Origin of the sequence: Microbacterium yannicii PS01 (genome assembly GCF_000304335.1) — a bacterium.
Taxonomy (GTDB): domain Bacteria; phylum Actinomycetota; class Actinomycetes; order Actinomycetales; family Microbacteriaceae; genus Microbacterium; species Microbacterium yannicii_A.
The window spans coordinates 97720-120684 of the sequence record NZ_CAJF01000011.1; the positions used below are offsets into that span (position 1 = coordinate 97720).

Below are 22965 nucleotides of genomic sequence, written 5' to 3' on the forward strand. Positions count from 1 at the left end.
GATGGGCACGTTCATCCAGCTCGTGATCGACGGACTGTCGACCGGCTCGATCTACGCGGCGCTCGCGCTCGCGATCGTGCTGGTCAATCAGGCGACCGGCCTGATCAACTTCGCACAGGGCGGCATGGCCGTGCTGTCGGCGTATGTGGCGTGGGCGCTCACCGGCCTCGGCCTCCCGCTCATCGTCGCGATCCTGATCGCCATCGTGTTCTCCTTCGTCCTGGGCGCCGTCATCGAGCGCTACCTCATCCGCCGGTTCGAGGGCGGCGATCCTGACACGGCGGTAGTCGTGACGATCGGACTGCTGACCCTGATCACGGGCATCTGCGCCTGGATCTGGACCTACAACAACCGCCTCTTCCCCTCGCTGTTCCCGCTCGAGACGGTGCAGATCGCGGGCGCCTCGATCAGCGTGCGGTCGCTCGGCACGTTCATCGTGATCGTCGCGATGATGGGACTGCTGCAGGCGCTGTTCCTCGGGACCAAGCTCGGACTCGCCCTTCGCGCCGTTGCGATCAACCCGCACTCGTCGGCGTTCTCGGGGCTTCCGGTCGGGCGGCTGCTGATGACCGGATGGGGCCTGGCCGCCGTGCTCGGCGCCGTCGCCGGCGTGCTCGTCGCCCCCCAGCTCACCCTCACGCCCGGGATGATGGACTCCGCGCTCGTGTACGCCCTGGCCGCCTGCATCCTCGGTGGTCTGTCGAGTCCCGTCGGCGTGGTCGTGGCCGCCTGGCTCATCGGCGTGCTCGAGAACCTCGCCGCGGTCTACGTGCCGTTCATCGGCCACGACCTGAAGATCGCGGTGCCGTTCATCCTCATCTTCGTCGTGCTGATCCTTCGGCCACAGGGCCTGTTCGGCCGGAAAGCGGTGGTGCGCGTCTGATGTCGACCGTCACGGACTTCTCCCGCACGATGGCCCCGCGCCAGCCCTCCTTCTTCGAGAGGACCTGGGTCCGCTGGGCAGGCATCGGGCTGCTGATCGTCGTTCTCCTCGTGCTGCCGCTGCTGCTCCCCGAGTTCGCCAACCAGACCATCGCGCGCATCGGCGTCTTCGCGGTGGCGGTGCTCGGGCTCAATGTCGTGATGGGCTACACCGGCCAGGTCTCGCTCGGGCAGATCTTCTTCGTCGGCGTCGGCGCGTATGTGACGGCGTATGGCGTGAACCAGGACTGGAACGTGCTCCTCGTCTTCCTCGCGGCGTGCGCGATCCCGGCGGTGGCCGGGCTCCTCATCGCCCTTGCGGCTGCGCGGCTCGGCGGTCTCGCGATCGCGATGGTCACCATCGCGCTGCCCATCGTCGGCGTGCCGCTGGCGAAGCGACTGTCGGACGTGACGGGCGGGTCGCAGGGCACGTCGGCGCGATTCACCGACGCGCCGGAGTGGACCGGCCTCTACGACGATCAGTGGCAGCTGTACATCGTCTTCCTCATCGGCGGCATCACGTTCCTGCTGACGCGCAACCTGGTGCGGGGTAAGTACGGCCGCGCATTCGCGATCGTGAAGGGCAACGAGGCGGTCGCGGCATCCATGGGCGTCTCTCCGTACCGCTACAAGGTGCTGGCGTTCACCATCGCGTCGCTCATCGGCGGAGTCAGCGGCTTCCTCTACATGGTGGTCGTGCAGTACACCTCGCCCGAGACCCTGCACTTCGGCCACTCGATCGAACTTCTCGCCTCGATGGTGATCGGCGGCGCCGGAAGCATCATCGGATCGCTGCTCGGCGGCGCCTGGTACGTGCTCGTGCCGCAGATCACGAACATCATCGACCCCAACATCACGGCGGTGCTGCAGGGAGCGATCCTGCTGGTCGTGCTCTTCGTCCTCCCGGGCGGGCTGGTCTCGCTTCCCCGGCTGTGGCGCCGACGGGGTCGGCAGGACGGCCACGCCACACCGCCGACGGCAGCCGCCCGCGCCACATCGCCGGCGACCCCCGCAGAGTCTCCATCCACAGAACCACAACCAAGAGAGAGGCAAGACCCATGAGCATCAACCGCAGAAGAATGCGGGCGGCTTCGGTCATCGCGGGCATCGGCATCGTCGCCGTCCTCGCTGCCGGGTGCGCGCGCGGCGGCGGAACGCCCAACAGCACCGAGGGCGGTGGCGGAGAAGCGAGTCCCGGCATCACCGACGACTCGATCACGCTCGGCATCACGACGCCCCTCAGCGGGCCGACCGCCGGCCCCGGCACCTGTACGGTCGCGGGCATCACCGCGTACTTCGGCGCCCGGAACGCCGAAGGCGGCATCGAGTTCGGCGACGGACAGACCCGGACCGTCGAGATCGAGGCGCTCGACGACGAGTACGACCCGCAGAAGGCCAAGGCGAACTACGACCAGCTCAAGGGCAGCGTCTTCGCGATGACCTCCGGGCTCGGCACGCCGACCAACCGCGCCTGGCGCGAGGCGGCGATCGCCGACGAGGTGCCACAGGTGCTCATCCAGACCGGCGACCCGATCTTCAGCAACCAGGAGGAGAGCCCCTGGCAGCTCGGCTTCGTCCCGATCTACCAGAACGAGGGCGAGGCCTTCGGCGAGCTGCTCGCATCGTCGTCCGAGGACCACAAGGTCGCCATCCTGTCGCAGAACGACGACTACGGCGAGGGCTACGTCGAGGGATTCATGTCGGCGATCGAGGGCTCCGACAACATCGAGGTCGTCAAGGAGCTCACCTACGAGGCCACCGACACGTCGGTCGACGCGCAGCTGACCGAGCTCGCAGGCTCGGGCGCCGACGTCTTCTTCAACGCGATGTCGATCACGCCCCTCGTGATCTCGTCGCTGCAGAAGTCGCAGGAGCTCGGCTGGCTGCCCTCGTGGTTCCTGCCTTCGAACACCTCCAGCCCGACGGCGATCCTCGAGCCGGGCGGCGCCGCGGCGTTCCCGGGTGTCTACACGGTCGCGTTCGCGCAGTCTGCAGCCGCCCCGACATTCGCCGAGAGCGAGGAGGGTGCGGCGTTCCTCGAGCAGCTGAACGAGTACGCCAACTACCCCGACGTGCCGGCGTTCCCGCACTGCGTATGGTCGTACCAGATCGGCGCGACCCTCGAGCAGGTCTTCGGCGAGATGACCGAGCCGACGCGCGAGAACTTCATGGAGGCGCTGCGCGGCATCTCGGGGTTCACCGCGCCGCTCATGCTCGAGGGCTCCTCCGTCGACACGACCGAAGACGGCCAGCCCGCCGTCTCGACCGTCCAGGTGCAGAAGTACAACGGCAAGGGCTACGCGCCGTCCGAGACCTGGGGCGAGTGACCTGAACGTCGGCGGGGCGGCGCGGATGTCATCCGTGCCGCCCCGTCCGTCGTTCGGCCCTGAGCCTGTCGTTCGGCCCCGTCCGTCGTTCGGCCCCGAGCCTGTCGTTCGGTCCCTGAGCCTGTGGTTCGGTCCCTGAGCCTGTCGAAGGGTGTCAGTCCAGCGCGCGCAGCACGTTCACGATGCCGCTGAGGTGCGCTCGTGTGGCCGCCTCGGCGGCGTCCGGGTCCTTCGTGAGGATCGCGTCGATGATCGCGATGTGCTCGGGGGCCGACTGCGAGGCGCGGCCCGGATGGAACGGCAGGCGGAACTGGTGGCGGGCGGACTGAGCGCGCAGGCGCTCGAGCAGCTGGGTCGCGGTGCCGTGGCGGCTGAGGTCGCGGATGCGCCGGTCCAGCTCCTGGTTCAGGCGCGAGTACTCGACGAGGTTGCCGTTCGACACGGCGTCCTCGATGTCGGAGCGAAGGGCGCGAAGCTCACGCGCATCCGCCTCGGTGAGATTCTCGGCGGCCTTGCGCGCGCACAGCGTCTCGAGCCCGATGCGCACCTCGACGATCTCGATCGCCTCGTCGACGGTGATGGCGCGGACGCGGGCGCCCCGGTTCGGGAGTCGCTCGACCAGTCCCTCGCTCGCGAGCTGGAGCAGCGCGGTGCGGACGGCTGCCCGTGAAGCGCCGTACCGCTCGCTGATGTCGGCCTCGATGAGGCGCTGGTGCGGGGCGAACTCGGCGGCGAGGATCGACTCTCGGATCTGGTGGGTCAGATCCGGTCCCGTTGCGGGTTCGTTCTCAGCCAGGATCGCGGCATCCGTCATCTCGGTCTGTCCCTTCCGCGCACGGCGACGTGCCCTCACGAGATTATCCTGCGGACGAGGCCCGTCTGGCGAGATTCACGCGAATATTGTCTGCAATCTTGTCATCTAAGTGCGCGAGGAGCAGGCTGGGGGAGACACAGAGAGGTGGGGTCGACGTGACCGATACAGCAACGCAGGGGTTGGTCCAGACCGACGCCGTCGAGACCGGACTCTTCATCGGCGGCGAGGTCCGTCGCACCGCCGAGACGCTCGACATCCCGGATCCCGCCAAGCCCGGTGTCGTCGTGGGCCGTGCGGCCTCGGCCTCGGCCGCGGATGTCGCCGATGCCGTGGCGGCCGCGAAGGCGGCGTTCCCGTCGTGGGCCGCGCTGAGCCCGCAGGAGCGCGCCCGGCAGATGACCGAGGCGATCGCCGGCATCGCGGACGATCGCGACGAGGACGCCGCGATCCTCTCGCAGGAGAACGGCAAGGTGCGGATGGAAGCGTGGATCGACGCCCTCGTGTTCGAGATCCGCTGGAACCTCGCGCTCATGCTCGTCGACGAGGTCGGCAAGGGCAAGACGCTGCCGGTCGTTCCCGGCGCGATCCCGGTGTCGACCGAGGTGTCGTACCAGCCGCTCGGCGTGGTGACCGTCATCGTGCCGTTCAACTGGCCGATCGCCATCCTCGGCGCCTCGCTGCCCCACGCGCTGCTGGCCGGCAACACCGCGATCGTGAAGCCGCCGCCCTCGGCGCCGCTGGCGACGACGCGCGTCGTGCATCGCATCGCCGAGAAGCTGCCCGCCGGCGTGCTGAACGTCGTCACCGGCAAGGACGAGAACATGGCGGGGCTGATCCAGAACCACGACGTCGCCAAGGTCTGCTTCACCGGCTCGGTGAACGGCGGCAAGCGCATCATGGAGATGGCGTCCAAGACGCTCACCCGCGTCACGCTCGAGCTGGGCGGCAATGACGCGGCGGTCTTCCTCGACGACGCGATCCTCGACGACGCGCACCTCGACCGGCTGTACGCGGCGGTCTACGACACCACCGGGCAGATCTGCATGAACGCCAAGCGGGTCTTCGTCCATCGTTCGCGGCTCGACGAGCTGGTCGCGGGCCTCTCGTCGCGGCTCGAGCAGGCCAAGCTCGGCTCCGGGCTCGACGAGGGCACGACCATGGGCCCACTGCATCAGCCGGCGCAGAAGGCGTTCGTCGACGAGCTCATCCAGGAGGCGAAGGATGCCGGCGCCGACGTCCGCGAGTTCGGCTCGCTGCCCGACGGCGACCTGGCCGGCGGCAACTTCGTGCGTCCGGCGATCGTCGTCGATCCGTCGCTGGACCTGCGCGTCGTGACGCAGGAGCAGTTCGGGCCGGTGATCCCGGTGATCCCCTTCGACGACGAAGAAGAGGCCGTGCGCCTGGCCAACGACACGTGGGGCGGACTGTGCGGCTCGGTGTGGACGGGATCGCCCGAGGCTGCGCAGCGCGTCGGGTCGCAGCTCGTGTGCGGCTACGTCTGGGTCAACGACCACGGCGCGACAAGGCTCGACCTGAGGGCACCGTTCGGAGGGATGAAGCAGTCCGGGTTCGGTCGGGAGCAGGGCATCGAGGGCGTGCGCGCGTTCCAGGACACCCGCTCCATCGCGACCATCGACCCGGAGGCGCTCGCCGCCATGGCGCACTGACCTCTGCCCTTCGACAGGCTCAGGGGCCGCTTGCTTCCGGTGGCTGAGCCTGTCGAAGCCCCCGGTCGCTGAGCCTGTCGAAGCCCCGGCCTGGGCCTGTCGAAGCGGCGGCCTTGGCCCGCAACGGTGGCCCGAGCATCGCGCCGGTCGGTGCCATGATGTAGGCCATGACTCTCGCCGACGAGGGGCCCGGCGGGCCCGGAATCCGCCGCGCGTCTCCGGTGCGCCAGGTGCTGACGATCTTCGGCGACTACTGGTGGCACACCGACGAGCCGATGCCGACGGGAGCCCTGGTCGCGGTTCTCGGCGACCTCGGCCTCAAGGAGGCGGCGGCCCGCGCCACCCTCACCCGGATGTCGAAGAGCGGTCTGCTCGTCGCCGACCGCAGCGGCCGGCGCACGACTCACCGCCTGACCGAGCGGGCGGCCGCAATCGTCGACGAGGAGGCGACGTGGCTCGACACCTTCGGCGTCGAGGAGCCGGCCTGGGACGGCCTGTGGACCGTGCTGGCCTTCTCGATCCCCGAGGCGCAGCGCGCCACGCGCCATCTCGCACGATCGCGGCTGAAATGGCTCGGGTTCGCGCCGCTGTATGACGGCGTCTGGGTCTCGCCGCTGAACCATGCCGCCGAGGCGCTGGCCCAGCTGCGCGACCTCGAGATCGCCGATGTGACGGCGATGCGCGCAAGTCTGGAGACGTCGATCCAAGGCGGGCCGCAGTCGGCGTGGGACCTGCAGGCTGTGGCCGAGCAGTACCGTGCGTTCGCCGAGGCGGTGTCATCGACGGATGCCGCGACTGGGGTCTCGGCGTTCGTCGAGCGGACGCGCCTCATGCTGCGGTGGCAGGCGTTCCGCGTGCTCGACACCGGGATGCCGGCCGAGCTGGTCCCGGCGGGATGGCCGAGGGTGGGCGTGCGGCGCGCGTGGATGCAGCTCTACAACCGGCTGGGGATCCCGGCCGAGGAGCACGTGCGCGCCGCCGTCGATGAGATCGACGCGGGCTCGCGCGGGCTCGTGACCCAGCGTCGCCTCCTCGATAGTTGATCTTTTCTTGACGCACGTCACACAGAGTTTTACTCTGTGGCGTGAGGCGGCAATGATGCCGCTCGCGAGACGACGACGTCTACGGAGGATTTCGATGAAGCGATCCAGGTACAGGACGCGCGCGTTCGGGGCCGGCGTGCTCGCCGCGTCGGGCGCGCTGGTGGCGGGGCTGCTGCTCGCCCCGGCCGCCGGCAACGCGGCGCAATCGGTGGAGATCGAGGTGCTGTCGGGCCGGGCGGATTCGGTCTCGGGTGGTGACGCTCTGATCTCGGTGACGGACGCACCGCGCGACTACCGCGTCGTGGCTGCCGGCGTGGACGTGACCGATGCGTTCGCGCCTCTCGGCGGCAGTGTGGTCGGACTGGTCGAGGGCCTGCCGCTGGGCGTGAGCGAGATCGAGGTGACCAGAAGGAACGGCCAGGTCCAGGGTTCGCTCGAGGTCGAGAATCACCCGATCACCGGTCCGGTGTTCTCGGGCCCCCAGCATCCGATGTACTGCACGGCGTCGGGCGCGCCGTGGAACCTCGGTGCGGTCGACGAGGACTGCCACGTCGCCGCGCCCGTCGTGAGCTACCGCTACCGCACGACCGCCGGCCAGTTCGCCGACTACCCGACGGATGGAACCGTGCCCGCCGACCTCGCCACGGCGACCGTCGACGGTGCCGGCGTGCCGTACGTGGTGCGGATCGAGCGGGGCACCATCAACCGCGCCGTGTACGAGACCGCGGTGCTGCACCAGCCCGGAACGCCCGAACCCTCGCCGTCGCACGGCGAGCCCGGATGGAACGGCAAGCTCGCCTACACCTTCGGCGGCGCGTGCGGCGTCGGCTACTGGCAGGGCAGCAGCACCGGCGGGGTGCAGAACGACCTGCTCCTCAGTCGCGGCTATGCCGTGGCATCCGCGACGTTCAACGTCTACGCGCAGAACTGCAACGACGTCACGAGCGCCGAGACGGCGATGATGGTGAAGGAGCACGTGGTCGAGCAGTTCGGTCCCGTGACTTACACGGTCGGATCGGGCGGATCGGCCGGCACGATGCAGCAGCTGCTGCTGTCGAACAACTACCCCGGCATCCTCGACGGCGTGCTCGGCGAGATCGGCTACCCCGACGAGCGGTCCACCACGATCGGCGGGCACGATTGCCGCGGACTGCAGAACTACTGGAACTCGCCGGCCGGTGTCGGCTGGACCGACGCGCAGAAGATCGCGGTCACCGGCCACGCCACCCCGGGCACCTGCGTCGGATTCACCTTCTTCGATGGCGTCGACGACCCGAACCGCGGCTGCAATCCGGCGATCCCGGTCGCCGATCGCTGGTCGCCGTCGAACCCCGGCGGGCTGCGCTGCACCATCGCCGACATGGTCAAGAACGTGTACGGGACGGATGCCGAGGGCCGAGGCCTGCGCGTCGAGCCCGACAACGTCGGCGTGCAGTACGGCCTGACCGCGCTGCAGGAGGGCGCGATCAGCATGGAGCAGTTCGTCTCGCTGAACGAGAGCGTCGGCGGGATGGACATCGACGGCAACCGCACGGCAGAGCGTTCGGAGGCCAGCGTCGAGGCGATCGAGCGCGCCTACGAGACGGGCCGCATCAACATGATGACGGGCGGGCTGGCGTGGACGCCGGTGATCGAGATCCGCAACTACACCGACCCGACCGGCGACTTCCACGAGCGCTACCGCTCCGCGATCATCCGGGAGCGGATGCTGGCCGCACACGGCGATGCCGGCACCCACGTGAGCTGGACCGGGGCCAACATCCCGGCCAACACCGCAGCCATGCGTGCCGCGGCGCTGGACCAGCTCGAGGACTGGCTGGACGCGATCGAGGCGGCGGGCGGCCCGGGTGATCGGGAGCGCACGATCGCGGCGCGACCGGCCGGTCTGGTCGACGGATGCTACGACGCACAGATGGCCTTCATCGAGGAGGTACTCGACTACGAGGACCCGACGACGGCGTGCAACCAGCTGTACCCGTTCCACTCGCAGCCGCGGGCCGAGGCGGGCATGCCGCTGCTGGCGGATGGACTGAAGTGCGCGCTCACCGGTGCGGACCGTGAAGACTACCCCGAGATGACCGATGGGCAATGGCAGCGGCTGGAGGCGGTCTTCGCCGGCGGTGTGTGCGACTGGTCTGAGCGGCCTCAGGGCGCCTCGGAGCTCGAGGGCGTCTGGCTCGAATTCGGCGCCACCGAGCGTGTCGGCATCTCGAACGCGTCGATCGAAGGGCGGGCGCGTGCCGGTGAGACGCTCACCGTCGAGGTGGCGGCGCCGGCCGGCGCGACCGTCTCCTACCAGTGGATCGCCGACGACGTGCCGATCGACGGTGCCACCGGTGCGTCTTTCGTGCCTACGCCGGACCTTGTGGGCGCCGAGCTGACCGTTCGCGTGACCGCGTCGATCGACGGCTACGTCGCGACCACCGTCGTGACGGACGAGACCATGAAGATCAAGAAGGCGCAGGGCAAACCGTAACCGGCAGGGCGAGCCGTAACTCGCAGTGACGAGGGCGGATCCCCTTGGTGGGGATCCGCCCTCGCCGCGTGATCCACTGAGGGATCCGGCGCACGTCAGAGGGAGCCGAGAACGAGACGCGGGTCCTCGTCGAGGGCGAGGGTGTCGAGCACCGTCAGAAGCTGCCGCTCTTCAAAGGCGAAGTGGCTTTCCATGATCGCGCCGACTCCGTCCAGGTGCCGTTGCAACTCCTGCTGGGATGCCGACGAGTCGACTGCTGCGGCGAGCGCCGTCAGCAGGTAGTCGATCATCGAGTGGTCTTGCGTGAGCTTGCGCAGCACGGGAGCCAGCTCCGGATGCGCGGCTTCGATCGCGGGAAACAGCGACCGGTCTTCGGCGCGATGATGCTCGCCGAGAGCGACGCAGAAACCCCAACAGTAGAGGAGCAGCTCGCGGGTCGCATCCGGATCGTCGTTATCGTCGAGAGCCTCACGCGCGACTCGCAACGCTTCGCGGAGGCCTTGATGCACGCGACGCAGTTCCTTGCTCCAGGCGATGAGCCTGTTCGTCTCGCGCTCAGACACGCGAGAACAAAAGGGGCGACGAACTCACATCGACTCCTCTGATCCGGCGCCTCCATGCTTGACACAGCCTGCCACCAGCACGCGACGCTGAGTCGAGGGTATCGGAAGCCCGCGAGAGCGCCCGTCCACCGCTGGGCGCACCGGCAACGGGGTCACCTCGTGCGGGACGATCGCATCGCGACTCTCTGAACGAGGTTCGGGTCGGCGAGCAAGCGCTGCGTCTCGTCGGACTCGACGGGGATCAGTGACACCCGGCCCTGCTCGTCATGGTGGGTTCCCCATCCGTACCTCTTGCTCAGGGGAGAGGCGCGGAGGCACGCCTGGTCCTTCGCGAAGAAAAGGGCCCGTTCCTCGTCGAGGCGCTCGGGTGACAGATTCGCGCGGCGCGCATAGACGGCGAACAGCACGTCGTCGGATGTGTATTCGTACGGATGCGCGGCCAGCAGTTCGTACTGCAATGCGGCGACAGTCGGCTTGTCTGCACTCGACGGCGGCTTCACGGCGACCGTGACCGGGCAGTCGGGTGCGACGGAGATGAAAGTGGCGTAGTAGTTCGTGGTCATCTTCCGATCGTCGCGCGCTGCGCGCCGGCCGTATTGGAGAATTGCGACTGATGACCGCACAGCGAGCTCCTATCGAGACCGACGAGCGTTCGGGCGTCCTCCATCCCGAGAATCTTCCTCGGTTCTCCGCAGAGTGGATCACGCCGGCTGGACGCGTCTCGGCAGTGGTCGCCGCCTACTGGACCGTGTCATGGAACCTGAGCGCGGGCGAGAGTATCGCTCAGAAGATCATCGACTTCCCGGCTGTCACCTTGAGCGTTGAATCCGGAAATGTGCCCGCGCCGCTCATGATCTCGGTCGCGCGTCCGGGAGTGTGGCAGAGGAAGGTCGCGGGCGAGGGCCGCGTGTTCGCGATCCGGCTCCGGCCGGCAGGTCTGGCGGTCGTATCAGACTTGGACGTGACGCAGCTCGGGGGCGAACAGCCTGTCACTGGCGACCTCGACTGTCGACTGCATCGACTGCTCCAACGGATCGCGGAGGGTCGGACCCTGACAGAGATGGTCGAGCTGGCTGACGACGCTCTCAGCGACGCTCTCACTCGCCATCCGCTCACGCATCGCCAGCGCCTGGCCAATGATGCATTCGATCTCCTCACCGGGGCGCCGGTCGCGACCATCAGCGGCCAGGTCGCCGCTGCGCTCGGGTGCGACGTGCGCACGGTCCAGCGTGCGCTGCGGGAGACGGTCGGGATGGGTCCGGCGGAGGTCGGTCGACGGCTCCGCGTCCAAGATGTCGTCAGGCGCCTCTCGCTGCCGGACGCCCGTCCTGCGGCGATCGCGGCCGACCTCGGCTACGTCGACCAGGCGCACATGATCAGAGACTTCCGCACCGCCGCCGGCATCACACCCGGCCAGTACCTTCGCGACATCGCCGGCGCGAACTGAGGCTGCAGGCGCTACCGTGCGCTGGCACATCGTTCGCAAGCGGGCGGAAGTGGCGGCAGCCAGCGAGGTGCGGGTGACGAGCGGGGGTTGATCGTCGCCCGCATCCGGGCAGACTGGAGCGACCGCCGTCTCGTCCCGTGGAGGTCTCGCCGATGTCAGCCCTCGCGTCGACCGCGCCGGCGAGCGCATACGGTTCCCGGGCCCTCGCTCCCGACCTGTCACGCGGAATGATGCTGCTGTTCATCGCGCTCGCGAACGTCTCGTGGTTCCTCTACGGCACTCCGACGACCGGAATGAACGCGCATCCCGTAGGGGCGGAGGGCGCCGATGCGATATGGCAGGCGATCGCCATCGTTGCGATCGACGCTCGCAGTTATCCCCTGTTCGCCTTCCTGTTCGGTTACGGCATCTGGCAGCTGTACGCGCGGCAGCAGGCGAGGGGACTGGAAGCCCGGAGCGCACGCCGGCTCCTGCAGAGGCGTCATCTCTGGCTCATTGTGTTCGGCGCCGTCAACGCCGCCCTCCTCTGGTACGGCGACGTGCTCGGAGCCTGGGGCCTGCTGGGGCTTCTCGTGACGTGGATCTTCCTCCGGCGAAAGGACAGGACACTGGTCGTCTGGGCCTCCGTCCTGCTGGCGATCCTCGCGATCATCGCGCTCTTGTCAGTGGTCGGCGGACTTCTCACGCCGCCAGGGGTCGGGGGCATGGACGACTTCTCGATACCGAACCCCTCGGCGATATCCGACTACCTCGCGTCCATCGGTCCCCGACTGATGTTCTGGCTGATCCTCACCCCGGGGCAGGCCATCCTGCTGCTGGCCGCGCCCATCGTGGTGCTGATCGCCATCGTGTGCGCCCGGCACGGCATTCTGGAGTCTCCCGCGGCTCACCGGCGTCTGCTTGTCGGCACAGCGCTCATCGGCATCACGGTCGGCTGGGTGGGTGCGGTACCCGAGCTGCTCGCCCACTTCGGCGTGTGGTCCATTCCCGCCTGGGCTCTGACGTCGCTGCACGGCATGACCGGGCTCTTCGCCGCGCTCGGATACGTGGCGGTCTTCGCGCTCATCGCCTCGCGATATGGCGGCGCGCGCCGCCCCGGGCGGGTCGTGCGGTCGCTGACCGCTTTGGGGAAGCGGTCGCTGTCGGGGTACCTGTGGCAATCCGTCGTCTTCGCGCCCGTGCTGTGCGCCTGGGGACTCGGGCTCGGCGGCATCCTTCAACAGTGGCAGGCCGCCTTGATCGCCCTCGTCACCTGGCTGATCTCTCTTGCGCTCATGATGGTGCTCGACCGCAAAGGCGTGCGGGGACCTGCGGAATGGCTTCTGCGAAAGCTGATCTACCGCAGCAGCGGCGCAACGGCGGCGACACCAGTCACGTACACCGCGGGCTAGGGGTCTCCATCGTCGGGATCAGGTCCGCAGCGCGATGAGATCGCGCCTTCGCGTGGGTGACTTCGTGGCCGGGCGCCACTTCATGGCGGAGTCCCACCAGGACGGACCTCGCACATGCGGGACGCCGCCGACCATGCGGACCTGCCAGCCGCCGGTGTCGATGGTGCGGTGGTGGAACCAGCAGAGCAGCACGCCGTTATCGGTGTGCGTCGGTCCGCCCCGGGAGTGCTCCTCGACGTGGTGGACCTCGCACCACTGGGGCGGGACGTGGCAGCCGGGGATGACGCAGCCGCCGTCACGGAGCGTGATCGCCTTGCGCTGATGGCGGTTGAAGATGCGGTCGAGGGTGCTGATCGAAACGATCCGGCCGTTCTCCGCGGTCACGACGCGCTGCACGGCGCCGGTGCACGCGACGTGCCGCGCCGCCGCGAGGGGGATCGGCAACTCATCACCGGGAAGGTGGGCCTGACCGCGGCCGGTGGCCAGGTCCCGCTCGCGCACCGACACCACGAGAGTCGGGGCCGCGCCGCCGAGAGTCGGCAGTTCCCCGGATGCCGCGGCCGCAGTCAGCAGGACGGCGAGAGCGTCGTGCAGTTTCTGCGAGTGGCTGCGCTGGTCTGCGGCGGAGGCGACGGGAGAGTCGGGGTCGTCGCCCGCATCCGCGTCGTCGAGGAAGCGCGGGCCGGGTGCCGGAGCTCCGTCGACCCGCGGGTTGAGGATGCTGTCGCATCCGACTCGCAGCTGTGCAGCGACCTCGGGCAGCAGCAGGCCCCGGAGCGGGACGAGTCCGTCGTCACTACGACGGCCCAGGCTGATCCCGCGCTTGCGCAGGGCTCGACTGTCGTCCGGTTCGGTGCCGTCCTGGTCGAGGTAGGCCGCCCAGACGCAGGCGAGGGCACGCAGGTCGTCGGCGGATGCCGGTGGAGCAGCGTCTGCCCCCACGCCGCAGGCAGCGGCCGCGAGCTCGACATCAGCGGCGAGCATCTCGGCCCGTCCGGCCGCGCACCCGCGGAACGCACCGGTCACGGCCGTGACGCCGTCGATTCCCACCTCTCCCGCCGCGAGAGCCGCACGCATCCCGGGGAACTGCGCCGGCAGCACCTCGCCCGTCGACAGAGCCACCGACCGCTGCACCGCACCAGCCGCCGCGATGATCTCCGACGCGGTCCGGCTCGACACCCGCGTCGCGCGCTGGACCAGCTCGGACATACTGCGGCAGCCGTACCGAGTCGTGAGTCGCTCGGCAGGCCCGACGCCGCCGTCGCGGTCCATGGTCACGCCGACGGCCTCCGCCATGACGGCATCGGCACATCGCCGGATCCGACCCGCCACGGCCAACGCCCGCAGCACTTCGGTGTCATCCGATGCACGCAACCCGCCCTCGCCGACAGCTGCCGCCGTCACCGCCGAGAGCGCATCTCCGAGCTCGGTCAGTGCGTCGGCGAGGTTCGACATGCCTCCATTCTGACGAGAGCCTCCGACATCGAAATGACCCGATGAGACGGACAAATCAACCTGTGGATAACTCCGGACCTACCGCGTGAGCCGGTCGCTGGGGAGGAGGGGAGGCGACGCCGAAGCGCCGACCGCGCTCCCACTTGCCGACGCGGCTCACCGCGTTGCAGAATTTGATAGTTGAAAACTTCAACCATCAACTTTTATGATGTTCTTGCGATGTCGCCCGACCTCGCACCCGTTCTGCACAACGATGTGGAGTCCCCATGCGCACCACCACAGGCCTCGCGGCCCTCACCCCGCTTCTGGTGATCGGCCTCATCGCCGGATGCTCGTCGTCGGCGACACCCGAGAGCGACCCGACAGAGACGGATGCCGCGGCCGACGCCCCGCTCTACGACCAGCTCCCCGACGCGATCAAAGAGGCCGGCGTGATCAAGATCGCCGGGGACACCCACCCGCCGTACCGCACCATCGAAGAGGGCGGCGAGATCACCGGCATCGACCCGGATCTGCAGGCGGCGCTGTCGGAGCAGCTGGGCGTGCCCTTCGAGATCATCACGTCCTCGGGTCTCGACGCGATGCTCACCGGCATGCTGTCGGGGCGCTTCGACGCGTTCAACGGACCGGTGCGCACCACACCCGAGCGCGAGGCCGACTTCGACGCCGTGGTCTGGATGACCACGCGCACCTCTTACGTCTACCTCGCCGAGCGTGCCGACGACCTCGGCGACCCCGAGGCCCTCTGCGGCGCACGTGTTGCGGGCGTGACGGGTTCGGTGACCGAGAGCCAGCTCGCCCGCTACAACGAATGGTGCGCCGACGAGGGCCTCGACCCGGCCGAGTTCATCGGGCTGGAAGACAGCAACGCGACGTTCCTCGCGGTCAACTCCGATCGCGCCGACTACGCGGGCACCACCCAGTCCGCTGCGATCGACCTGCAGGCGTCCGATCCCGACACGTACGAGTTCATCATCCAGTCCGATGAGCAGGGCGCCGGGGTCGACCAGCTCGCGATGTTCCTGCCGAAGGACAACGGGCTCGCCGAGCCGATGCTCGCCGCCTTCGAGGCGATCTTCGAGAACGGCGAGTACGAGCGGATCATGACCGAGTGGGGCATCGAGGATGCCGCCGTCGACGCGCCCACGCTCAACCCGATGACCAGCCAGTGACATGACCGACCTCACCACCCAGCCGGTGCGCAACCCGTCGGCCGACCGCTCGGTCGACGCCGCACGCGCACGACGCCGGATCCATCCCTGGCGCGTCGTGGTCGGCATCCTGCTCGCCTTCGTCACCGTGCAGATCGTGATCTTCCTCGTCACGAACGAGCGGTTCGAGTGGCCGGTCGTCGCGGAGTACCTCTTCAACCCGAGCGTGCTCATGGGCCTCGGGATGTCGATCATGCTGACGATCGTCGGCATGGTGTTCGGCTCGCTGCTCGGCACGGCGCTCGCCGCCGGCCAGCTCACCGAGTTCGCGCCGCTGCGGTGGGCGTGCATCGTGTTCGTCGGGGTCTTCCGCGGGGTTCCGCCGCTGGTGCAGCTGATCTTCTGGTACAACCTCGCCTACCTGCTGCCGCGCCTCGCGGTCGGCGTGCCGTTCGGGCCCGAGCTGTTCAGCTGGCCGACGAACGACCTGATCACGCCGCTCACCGCCGCGATCATCGGCCTCTCGCTCCACGAGGCGGCCTACATGGCCGAGATCATCCGCGCCGGCATCCTCTCGGTAGACTCGGGTCAGCGCGATGCCGCCGCCGCCATGGGGTTCAGCCGCTGGCACTCGTTCACCCGGGTCGTGCTGCCGCAGGCGATGCGCGTCATCATCCCGCCGACCGGCTCGCAGGTGATCGCCCTCATGAAGGGCACCTCGCTGGTCAGCGTCATCGCGATGGGCGACCTGCTGCACTCGGTGCAGGTCATCTACAACCGCACGTACGAAGTGGTGCCGATGCTGATGGTGGCCGTGATCTGGTACCTGGTCGTCGTCACCGCCCTCACGCTCGTGCAGCGCCGGGTCGAGCGGCACTTCAACAGGGGGATGACGCGCGCCGCGGTCGTGCGGCGCGTCGTCGAGCGGACGGAGGCGGCGGCATGACCGCGAACGAGACGCTGGCACCCGTGCTTCAGGTGGTCGGACTGCGCAAGACCTACGGCGACAACGTCGCGCTGGACGGCGTCGACTTCGAGGTGCACGCGCAGGAGGTCGTCGCCGTGCTCGGACCCTCGGGATCGGGCAAGTCCACACTCGTGCGCTGCATCGATCAGCTGGAGTCGATCGAGGGCGGCGCGATGTATCTCGACGGCGAGCTGCTCGGCTACGAACGCCACCGCGACGGCATCCGTCCCCTCAACGACGCCGATGTGAAACGTCAGCAGCGCCGGATGGGCATGGTGTTCCAGCAGTTCAACCTGTTCCCGCACTGGACCGTGCTGCGCAACATCACCGAGGCGCCGATCAAGGTGCACGGCGTTCCCGCCGCCGAGGCGAAGGCGCGGGCGCTGGAGCTGCTGGCCCGAGTCGGACTCGCCGACAAGGCGGACGCCCACCCGCGTCAGCTGTCGGGCGGGCAGCAGCAGCGCGTGGCGATCGCGCGCGCGGTGGCCACGAATCCGCGGATCCTGCTGTTCGACGAGCCCACCAGCTCGCTCGATCCGGAGCTGGTGGACGAGGTGCTGCAGGTCATGAAGGACCTCGCCGAGTCGGGCATGACGATGATCGTCGTCACGCACGAGCTCGACTTCGCCCGACACGTGGCCGACCGATGCGTCTTCATGGCGCAGGGGCAGGTGATCGAGGACCGGCCGTCGGCGGAGTTCTTCGCCGACCCCCGGTCGACCCGGCTGCGCACCTTCCTCACCCGCACGGCGGATGCTCCCGCCCGCGAGGTGGGGGCGTGATCACCGTCCGCGCCGTCGGCGACCTCGTGCTCGAGCGGGACGATGCGAGCTCGCTGCTCGCACCGGCGCGCGACCTGCTGCGCGAGAGCGACCTGCTCATCGGGCATCTCGAGATCCCGCATCTCGACAGCGAGATCGATGAAGGCGTGGTGCAGACGACCGACGTGCCGGCTCTGCCCGGACCGCCGAGCGCCCTGGACGCACTCGCCGATTCCCGGTTCGGCATCCTCACCCTCGCCGGCAACCACGTCTACGACTTCGGCCCTGACGGCATCCGCTCCACGGTGCGGCACTGCACCGAGCGCGGCCTGCGCACGACGGGCGTGGGCGAGAACCTCGACGAGGCGTTCGCGCCGGCGATCACCGACGTCGACGGCACGCGCGTCGCCGTTCTGAGCGTCAACTGCGTCGGCCCCCGCGAGACGTGGGCGACGAGCCTCAAGCCCGGCGCCGCGTACGTCGAGGTGATCACGCACTACGAGGTGCGGGGAGCGAACCCGGGCGGACCGCCCCGCGTGCGGACGTACGCCGAGCCCACGAGCCTCGGACGACTCCGCGAGGCGGTCGAGGTCGCGGCCGCCCACGCCGACATCGTGGTCGTCGCCCTGCACAAGGGGCTGGTGCACGTTCCCGTCGAGATCGCCGACTACGAGATCGAGGTCTCGCACGCGGTGGTGGATGCCGGAGCCCACGCCGTGATCGGCCACCATGCGCACATCGCGAAGGGAGTCGAGATCTACCGCGGCCGAGCGATCTTCCACGGGCTGGGCAACTTCGCGACCGTGACGCGGGCGCTCGCGGTCTCGTCGGACGGATCGCCCGAGCGACTCGCGTGGGCGCGTCAGCGGCGGCGGCTGTTCGGATTCGAACCGGATGCCGCGATGCCCGACTATCCGTTCCACCCCGAGAGCCGGCACACCGCGATCGCCGAGCTGATCATCGGCGACGGCGCGGTGCAGGCGGCGCTGCTGCCGTGCTGGATCGACGACGACGCCCGGCCCGTGCCGGTCGGGCGCTCGGAGCGCGGCGAGCGCGTGGCCGAGTACTTCCGCACGATCACCGCTGAGGCGGGACTATCCACCGAACTCGTGTGGGACGACGAGCGACTCGTCGTGCGCGCGGGGGAAAGCAGACCATGAGCACCACTGACGCCCCCTTGGCGGGCAAGACCGTGATCGACCTGACGACGGCGCTCGCGGGCCCTTATGCGACCCTGCTGCTGGCGAGCCTCGGCGCACGGGTCATCAAGGTCGAGAACCCCGAGCGCGGGGGCGACTCGTCGCGCAACAACTCCCCGTACGTCACCGCCGACGGCCTGCAGCTGCGCCGGACCGGCCCCGACGACATGTCGGTGTCGATGATGGCGCGCGGCCGCGGCAAGGAGAGCATCACCCTCAACCTCAAGCACGCCGCGAGCCGGGAGGTGTTCTTCGACCTCGTCCGCAACGCCGACATCGTCGTCGAGAACTACAGCGCGGGCGTGACGCGGCGCCTCGGCATCGACTTCGCCGCGGTGCAGCAGATCAATCCGCGGATCGTCTACACCTCGATCAGCGGCTTCGGCGCCCAGGGCGTCCCCGGCGAGGGCAAGGCGATGGACACGATCATCCAGGCGCTGAGCGGCGTCATGATGACCGCCGGCGAGCCGGGCGATGCGCCGGTGCGGTTCGGCCTGCCCATCGGCGACCTCGTCGCACCGCTGTTCGCCGTGATCGGGACGCTGGCCGCCGTGATGGATGCCGAGCGCACCGGCGAGGGGCAGCACGTCGACGTCTCGATGCTCGGCAGCCTCACGTCGCTCGTCGCGTGCGAGCCGTTCGACGCCCTGGAATCGGTCGGCTTCCCGCTGCGCACCGGCGCGGTCGTGCCGCGGCTCGCGCCGTTCGGCACGTTCCAGTCCGTCGACGGCTGGTTCGCCATCTGCGCGCCGACCGACGCCTTCGCCGAGGGGACTCTGTCGGCGATCGGGCAGCCCGAGCTGGTCGACGATCCGCGGTTCTCGTCTCGTGACGCTCGCGTAGACAACGCCGACGAACTGCACGCCCTCGTGAGCGAGTGGGCGCGCACCCGCTCGTCGGCCGAGGTGCTGTCGGCGTTCGAGCACAACGGCGTGCCCGCCGCGCCGGTGCGCGACACCGCGACCGCCGTGCGCGACGACATCGTCACCGGCCGCGGCGAGGTCGTGCCTCTCGTGCACCCGCAGTTCGGTCACTTCGAGGGTCTCTACGGCACCGGGCTCCCGGTGGTGTTCTCGCGCAGCCGGGCCGACCTCTCGCGCCCCGCCCCCGGCCTCGGCGAGCACACCGAGGGCGTGCTCGGGGATCTGCTCGGCTACGACTCCGATCGGGTGGCGCAGCTTCGGCAGGACGGGGTGCTGTGACGACGAGCGCTCCCGTGATCGGTGTCGTCGGCAACGACGTGCCGCGGCAGCTGCTGCTCGCGGTCGGCGGCCATCCTCATCGGCTGACCGGGTCGTGGGAGGGCGACATCGATCCCGTCGCGCAGCAGCTGCTCGGAGCGACGGACGTGGCCGTGACGCGGCTGCTGACCGAGCTCCGCGAGGAAGCGCGCGCCGTCGACGGGCTCGTCGTGTGCAACGACAGCCAGGCCCACCTCCGGCTCTTCTACGTGCTGCGCGCCACGGCGCCGGAGCTGCCGCTGCACCTGCTCGACATGCCGCGGGACGACTCGGAGCCCGCCCGCCGGTTCGCCCGCTTCCAGCTCGAGGCGCTCGCCGCGTTCTGCTCGGGACTGACGGGGCGGGCGCTCGACGACGCGTCCCTCGCCGACGCGGCCGTCGTCGAGGCTGCCCTCGGCGATGCGCTGCGACGACTGCGCGTCCGTCGACGGGCCGACCCGCCGCAGTGCTCCGGGGCCGGTGCGCTCGACGCGATCCTGGATGCGGCACGCCTGGCGCCGTCCGAGGCGGTGAGCCGCATCGACGCGGCTCAGACGTCGGTGCCGGCGGGCGTGACCCGGGTCCATATGACCGGCTCGTCCCATCCCGACGCCGCCTTCTACCGTGAGCTCGAGCGCGACGGCCGCTGCGTCGTCGTGAGCGAGGATCACGACACCGGCGATGCCGCCTGGCTGGGCCCGGCGGCGTCCGGCGCCACGGTGGCAGAGGTCATCGAGGGCCTGATCGACGCCCACTTCGAGCGTGTGACCACGTCGGCGACAGCGACCAGCGCGGATCGCGTCGCTCTCACCCGCGAGGTCGCGCAGGCCGCGGGCGCCGACGTCGTGGCCGCGGTGGTCCGCGATCTCGACGAGGGTCCACTGTGGGACCTCGCCGACCAGCGCGCGGCGCTCGAGGGCCGCCCCCTCATCAGCGTGCGCGTGACCCCCGGCGCCGAGACGGAATCGGCCCGCGAACTCGTGCGCGGTCTCGTCGGACCGGCGGTGCCGGCGTGAGCGGCGCGCGCACCGCCGGAGCGTCGCGGCTGGAGAGCGCCGCGGCGGCCACGGCGTTCCAGAAGGAGTGGTTCCTGCGACTCGCGGAGCGAGCGCGCGCCGGAGAGCCGATCGCGCTGGCGAACGCGGATGCCCCGCACGAACTGCTCCGGGCCCTCGGCATCCCGTATGTGGTGAACCAGTGGTGGTCGTCGATCATCTCCGCCAAGCGCGCCGGGCCCGCCAGCCTCGCCGCGGTCGCCGCGCAGGGGATGCCCGATGACAGCCGTCAGTACGACGTGCTGCCGTTGGGTGCGCAGGATCTCGGCGACACGGACGCACCCTGGGGAGGGCTGCCTGAACCGCGATTCGCGATCGCGGAGCGCAGCGGCGACGTCACGCACAAGATCTTCGAGCGGTGGGGGCGGCGGCCGGGAACCGAGACTTTCCTGCTCTCGCGGACCGCCGCCGTGCCGGCGCCCGCCGGCTGGTGGGACCGCGTGGCGCACGATTGGGAGGACGTCTTCGGGGCGGCCCGCATCGATCTGCTCGAGGGCGAGATCCGGATGCTGGCCGCGACGCTCGAGCAGCGCGTCGGCCGCGCGCTGGACCACGGGCGGCTCGCCGAGATCATGGCGCTGGCCAACGAGCAGGCGGAGTGGAATCGCCGCACGCGCGACCTGCTGGCGGCAGCACGTCCCCTGCCGGTGGCCGTCACCGACATCATCCCTGCCGTCATGGTCCCGCAGTGGCACCGCGGCACCGCCTGGGCGGTGGAGGCCGCGCGGCGTCTCCACGACGAGGTGGCCCGCCGCATCGACGAGGGGCACGCGGTCCACGACGGCGAGCGCCGTCGCCTGATGTGGATCGGGCGGGGACTGTGGTCCGACCTGGACATGTACCGCTCGTTTCAAGAGGAGTTCGGCGCCGTCTTCGTGTGGTCGATGTACCTGGCGATCGCGGCCGACGGCTACGCGCGCTACGGCGATGACCCGAAGCGGGCGCTGGCCGCACGGTTCGTCGGGCTCACCGATCTGCTCTACGTGCCGCCGATGTCGTCGTCGTGGTACGTCAAGGAAGCCCTGGCGCACGGCGTCGACGGCGTGGTGCACCTGGTCGCCGACGACACGCCGGCCCCCGGGGTGATCACGTCGGCGCTCGAGGAACGCGGCATCCCCGTGCTCGAGATCCGCGCCAGCAACGCCGATCCGCGGGCGACCGGTGACGTCCGGGAGCGGATCGCGGGCTTCGTGCGGGAGCGCGTGCCGGCCGCGCGATGAGCCGCGCACCCCGTGCGCGGGTCTTCGAGCCGTTCGGCAACGGGCGGTTCTCGCTGTACTTCAGCGGGCAGGTGATCTCGAACACCGGCACCTGGTTCCAGAACCTCGCGCTCTCGCTGGTGATCCTCGACGCCACCGGAAGCGCCCAGGCGCTCAGCGGCGTCACGATCGCGCAGTTCCTCCCGCTCCTCGTGCTGAGCGTGCCGGCGGGCCGCCTCGCCGACCGGGTGCGCCCGCGCACGATCCTTCTGGTGACCTCGCTGGCCTCCGCCGCCGTCGTGGCGGGACTCGCGCTCGCGACCACGGCCGCCGAGCCGTCGATCGTCGCGATCTACGGGCTCGTGGCGGCCCTCGGCACGGTGCACGCCTTCGAGCGGGTCGCCGCACAGGCGATCATCTTCGAGATCGTCGGGCCCGAGAGCCTGGGCCGTGCCGTCTCGCTCAGCACCATCGCGCTGGCCTCCGCGCGCTCCATCGGTCCCGGACTGGCCGGCATCGCCTTCCAGGCGCTCGGGTCGACGGCCTGCATGCTGATCAACTCGGCATCGTTCCTTCTCGTGTTCGCGTCGATCGTGGCGATCCGTCCGTCACGGCTGTTCCCGCGGCCACGACGCGCGGATCGGCCGGGTCGCGGCATCCGTCCGGCGTTCTTCACCCGCGAGCTGGTGACGCTCCTCGTCGTCAACGCGCTCATCGCCCTGCTCGCCCTCAACCTCATGCTCGTGCTGACCTCGACCGTGAGTCTGACGTTCGCCGGCGATGCGACCGCGGTCGGCGCGACCCACACGCTGAACGCCCTCGGCGCGATCGTCGGCGGCATCCTCGCCGCGGGGCGCGAGCGGGTCTCCGTCCGGTCGCTGATCCTGGCCTGCACGGGCTTGGGTGCGGCGCTGCTGCTCAACGCCGCCGCGCCCACTCTCGCGATCCTCCTGGCGCTCGGGCCGCTCCTCGGGCTCGGCGTCGGCTACTACCAGGGCATCCTCCATGCGGCGGCCCAGCTCAGCGTCGCCCCCGACCAGATCGGCCGGACGATGTCGCTCGTCACGCTGGGCAACTACGGCATGGTGCCGTTCGGTGCCCTGCTCATGGGCTGGGTGATCGACGCCCAGGGCGGGCGGGTCGCGCTGACGATCGGCGGTCTCGCGGCGCTCGCCTGCGCGGCGTTCGTCGCTGTCCGTCTGCCACGGCGGACGGGATGACGGATGCTGTCGGCCCAGGCGACCATCGCGTTCGACGTCCGCGGCCGGGCGGGAGCCGGCCCCGCCTCCCGGCCGGAGCCGGCCGCGCT

Annotated in this window: 20 protein-coding genes; 16 read left to right on the top strand and 4 right to left on the bottom strand. The window is 69.8% G+C overall.

Going from position 1 to position 22965, the window contains the following annotated elements; all coding sequences use genetic code 11:
* The first annotated feature begins 1 nt into the window (after position 1).
* The 3 genes from WYM_RS08450 to WYM_RS08460 are packed head-to-tail and all read left to right on the top strand — an operon-like array spanning position 2 to position 3248.
* The gene (locus tag WYM_RS08450; protein WP_019180398.1) at positions 2 to 883 is read left to right on the top strand and encodes a branched-chain amino acid ABC transporter permease; all 882 of its coding nucleotides are present in this window, start codon (positions 2 to 4) and stop codon (positions 881 to 883) included.
* On the top strand, positions 883 to 1983 hold the full coding sequence (locus WYM_RS08455) for a branched-chain amino acid ABC transporter permease (RefSeq protein ID WP_019180399.1): 1101 nt from the start codon (positions 883 to 885) through the stop codon (positions 1981 to 1983). The genes WYM_RS08450 and WYM_RS08455 overlap by 1 nt, the downstream gene beginning before the upstream one ends.
* Positions 1980 to 3248, top strand: a complete 1269-nt coding sequence (locus WYM_RS08460; protein ID WP_026059673.1) for an ABC transporter substrate-binding protein — start codon at positions 1980 to 1982, stop codon at positions 3246 to 3248. The genes WYM_RS08455 and WYM_RS08460 overlap by 4 nt, the downstream gene beginning before the upstream one ends.
* A 154-nt stretch (positions 3249 to 3402) precedes the next feature.
* Here WYM_RS08460 and WYM_RS08465 read toward each other — a convergent pair whose 3' ends face one another.
* The gene (locus WYM_RS08465; protein WP_237739360.1) at positions 3403 to 4101 is read right to left on the bottom strand and encodes a GntR family transcriptional regulator; all 699 of its coding nucleotides are present in this window, start codon (positions 4099 to 4101) and stop codon (positions 3403 to 3405) included.
* A gap of 116 nt (positions 4102 to 4217) precedes the next feature.
* Here WYM_RS08465 and WYM_RS08470 point away from each other — a divergent pair, with 116 nt between their 5' ends.
* The 3 genes from WYM_RS08470 (at position 4218) to WYM_RS19720 (ending at position 9248) form a co-directional block, all read left to right on the top strand.
* Entirely contained in the window at positions 4218 to 5729 is a 1512-nt protein-coding gene (locus WYM_RS08470) for an aldehyde dehydrogenase family protein (RefSeq protein ID WP_026059675.1), read from the top strand.
* A 167-nt stretch (positions 5730 to 5896) separates the two neighbouring features.
* Positions 5897 to 6772, top strand: a complete 876-nt coding sequence (locus tag WYM_RS19715) for a PaaX family transcriptional regulator C-terminal domain-containing protein (RefSeq protein ID WP_019180403.1) — start codon at positions 5897 to 5899, stop codon at positions 6770 to 6772.
* 94 nt (positions 6773 to 6866) lie between these two features.
* Entirely contained in the window at positions 6867 to 9248 is a 2382-nt protein-coding gene (locus tag WYM_RS19720) for a DUF6351 family protein (RefSeq protein ID WP_019180404.1), read from the top strand.
* Positions 9249 to 9343: 95 nt separating this feature from the next.
* Here WYM_RS19720 and WYM_RS08485 read toward each other — a convergent pair whose 3' ends face one another.
* Positions 9344 to 9811, bottom strand: a complete 468-nt coding sequence (locus tag WYM_RS08485; protein WP_019180405.1) for a hemerythrin domain-containing protein — start codon at positions 9809 to 9811, stop codon at positions 9344 to 9346.
* 152 nt (positions 9812 to 9963) lie between these two features.
* Entirely contained in the window at positions 9964 to 10374 is a 411-nt protein-coding gene (locus WYM_RS08490) for a DUF6157 family protein (RefSeq protein ID WP_019180406.1), read from the bottom strand.
* Between the two features lie 50 nt (positions 10375 to 10424).
* On the opposite strand from WYM_RS08490, the gene WYM_RS08495 reads away from it, so the two are divergent.
* Together WYM_RS08495 and WYM_RS08500 are read left to right on the top strand one after the other, a co-directional pair.
* Entirely contained in the window at positions 10425 to 11258 is an 834-nt protein-coding gene (locus WYM_RS08495; protein WP_019180407.1) for a helix-turn-helix domain-containing protein, read from the top strand.
* 152 nt (positions 11259 to 11410) lie between these two features.
* A complete protein-coding gene (locus WYM_RS08500) occupies positions 11411 to 12649 on the top strand; it encodes a DUF418 domain-containing protein (protein WP_040569203.1) in 1239 nt (412 codons plus the stop codon).
* Positions 12650 to 12667: 18 nt separating this feature from the next.
* Here the strand turns inward: WYM_RS08500 and WYM_RS21080 are convergent, their stop codons facing one another.
* Positions 12668 to 14104 (bottom strand): HNH endonuclease signature motif containing protein, encoded by a 1437-nt coding sequence (locus tag WYM_RS21080; protein WP_019180409.1) that lies wholly within the window; start codon positions 14102 to 14104, stop codon positions 12668 to 12670.
* A gap of 266 nt (positions 14105 to 14370) precedes the next feature.
* Between WYM_RS21080 and WYM_RS08510 the strand changes: the two genes are divergently transcribed.
* The 8 genes from WYM_RS08510 to WYM_RS08545 are packed head-to-tail and all read left to right on the top strand — an operon-like array spanning position 14371 to position 22876.
* Entirely contained in the window at positions 14371 to 15276 is a 906-nt protein-coding gene (locus WYM_RS08510; protein ID WP_019180410.1) for a transporter substrate-binding domain-containing protein, read from the top strand.
* 1 nt (position 15277) lies between these two features.
* Positions 15278 to 16201, top strand: a complete 924-nt coding sequence (locus tag WYM_RS08515) for an amino acid ABC transporter permease (protein ID WP_019180411.1) — start codon at positions 15278 to 15280, stop codon at positions 16199 to 16201.
* Positions 16198 to 17004 carry an amino acid ABC transporter ATP-binding protein gene (locus WYM_RS08520; RefSeq protein WP_019180412.1) on the top strand — a complete coding sequence of 269 codons (807 nt, stop codon included), beginning with the start codon at positions 16198 to 16200 and terminating at the stop codon, positions 17002 to 17004. The genes WYM_RS08515 and WYM_RS08520 overlap by 4 nt, the downstream gene beginning before the upstream one ends.
* Entirely contained in the window at positions 17001 to 18143 is a 1143-nt protein-coding gene (locus WYM_RS08525; protein WP_019180413.1) for a CapA family protein, read from the top strand. Before WYM_RS08520 ends, WYM_RS08525 begins: the two co-directional genes overlap by 4 nt.
* On the top strand, positions 18140 to 19384 hold the full coding sequence (locus WYM_RS08530; RefSeq protein ID WP_019180414.1) for a CaiB/BaiF CoA transferase family protein: 1245 nt from the start codon (positions 18140 to 18142) through the stop codon (positions 19382 to 19384). Before WYM_RS08525 ends, WYM_RS08530 begins: the two co-directional genes overlap by 4 nt.
* Entirely contained in the window at positions 19381 to 20418 is a 1038-nt protein-coding gene (locus WYM_RS08535; protein WP_019180415.1) for a 2-hydroxyacyl-CoA dehydratase family protein, read from the top strand. The genes WYM_RS08530 and WYM_RS08535 overlap by 4 nt, the downstream gene beginning before the upstream one ends.
* Positions 20415 to 21677, top strand: a complete 1263-nt coding sequence (locus WYM_RS08540; RefSeq protein WP_019180416.1) for a 2-hydroxyacyl-CoA dehydratase family protein — start codon at positions 20415 to 20417, stop codon at positions 21675 to 21677. Before WYM_RS08535 ends, WYM_RS08540 begins: the two co-directional genes overlap by 4 nt.
* On the top strand, positions 21674 to 22876 hold the full coding sequence (locus WYM_RS08545) for an MFS transporter (RefSeq protein ID WP_019180417.1): 1203 nt from the start codon (positions 21674 to 21676) through the stop codon (positions 22874 to 22876). The genes WYM_RS08540 and WYM_RS08545 overlap by 4 nt, the downstream gene beginning before the upstream one ends.
* Positions 22877 to 22965 lie beyond the last annotated feature (89 nt).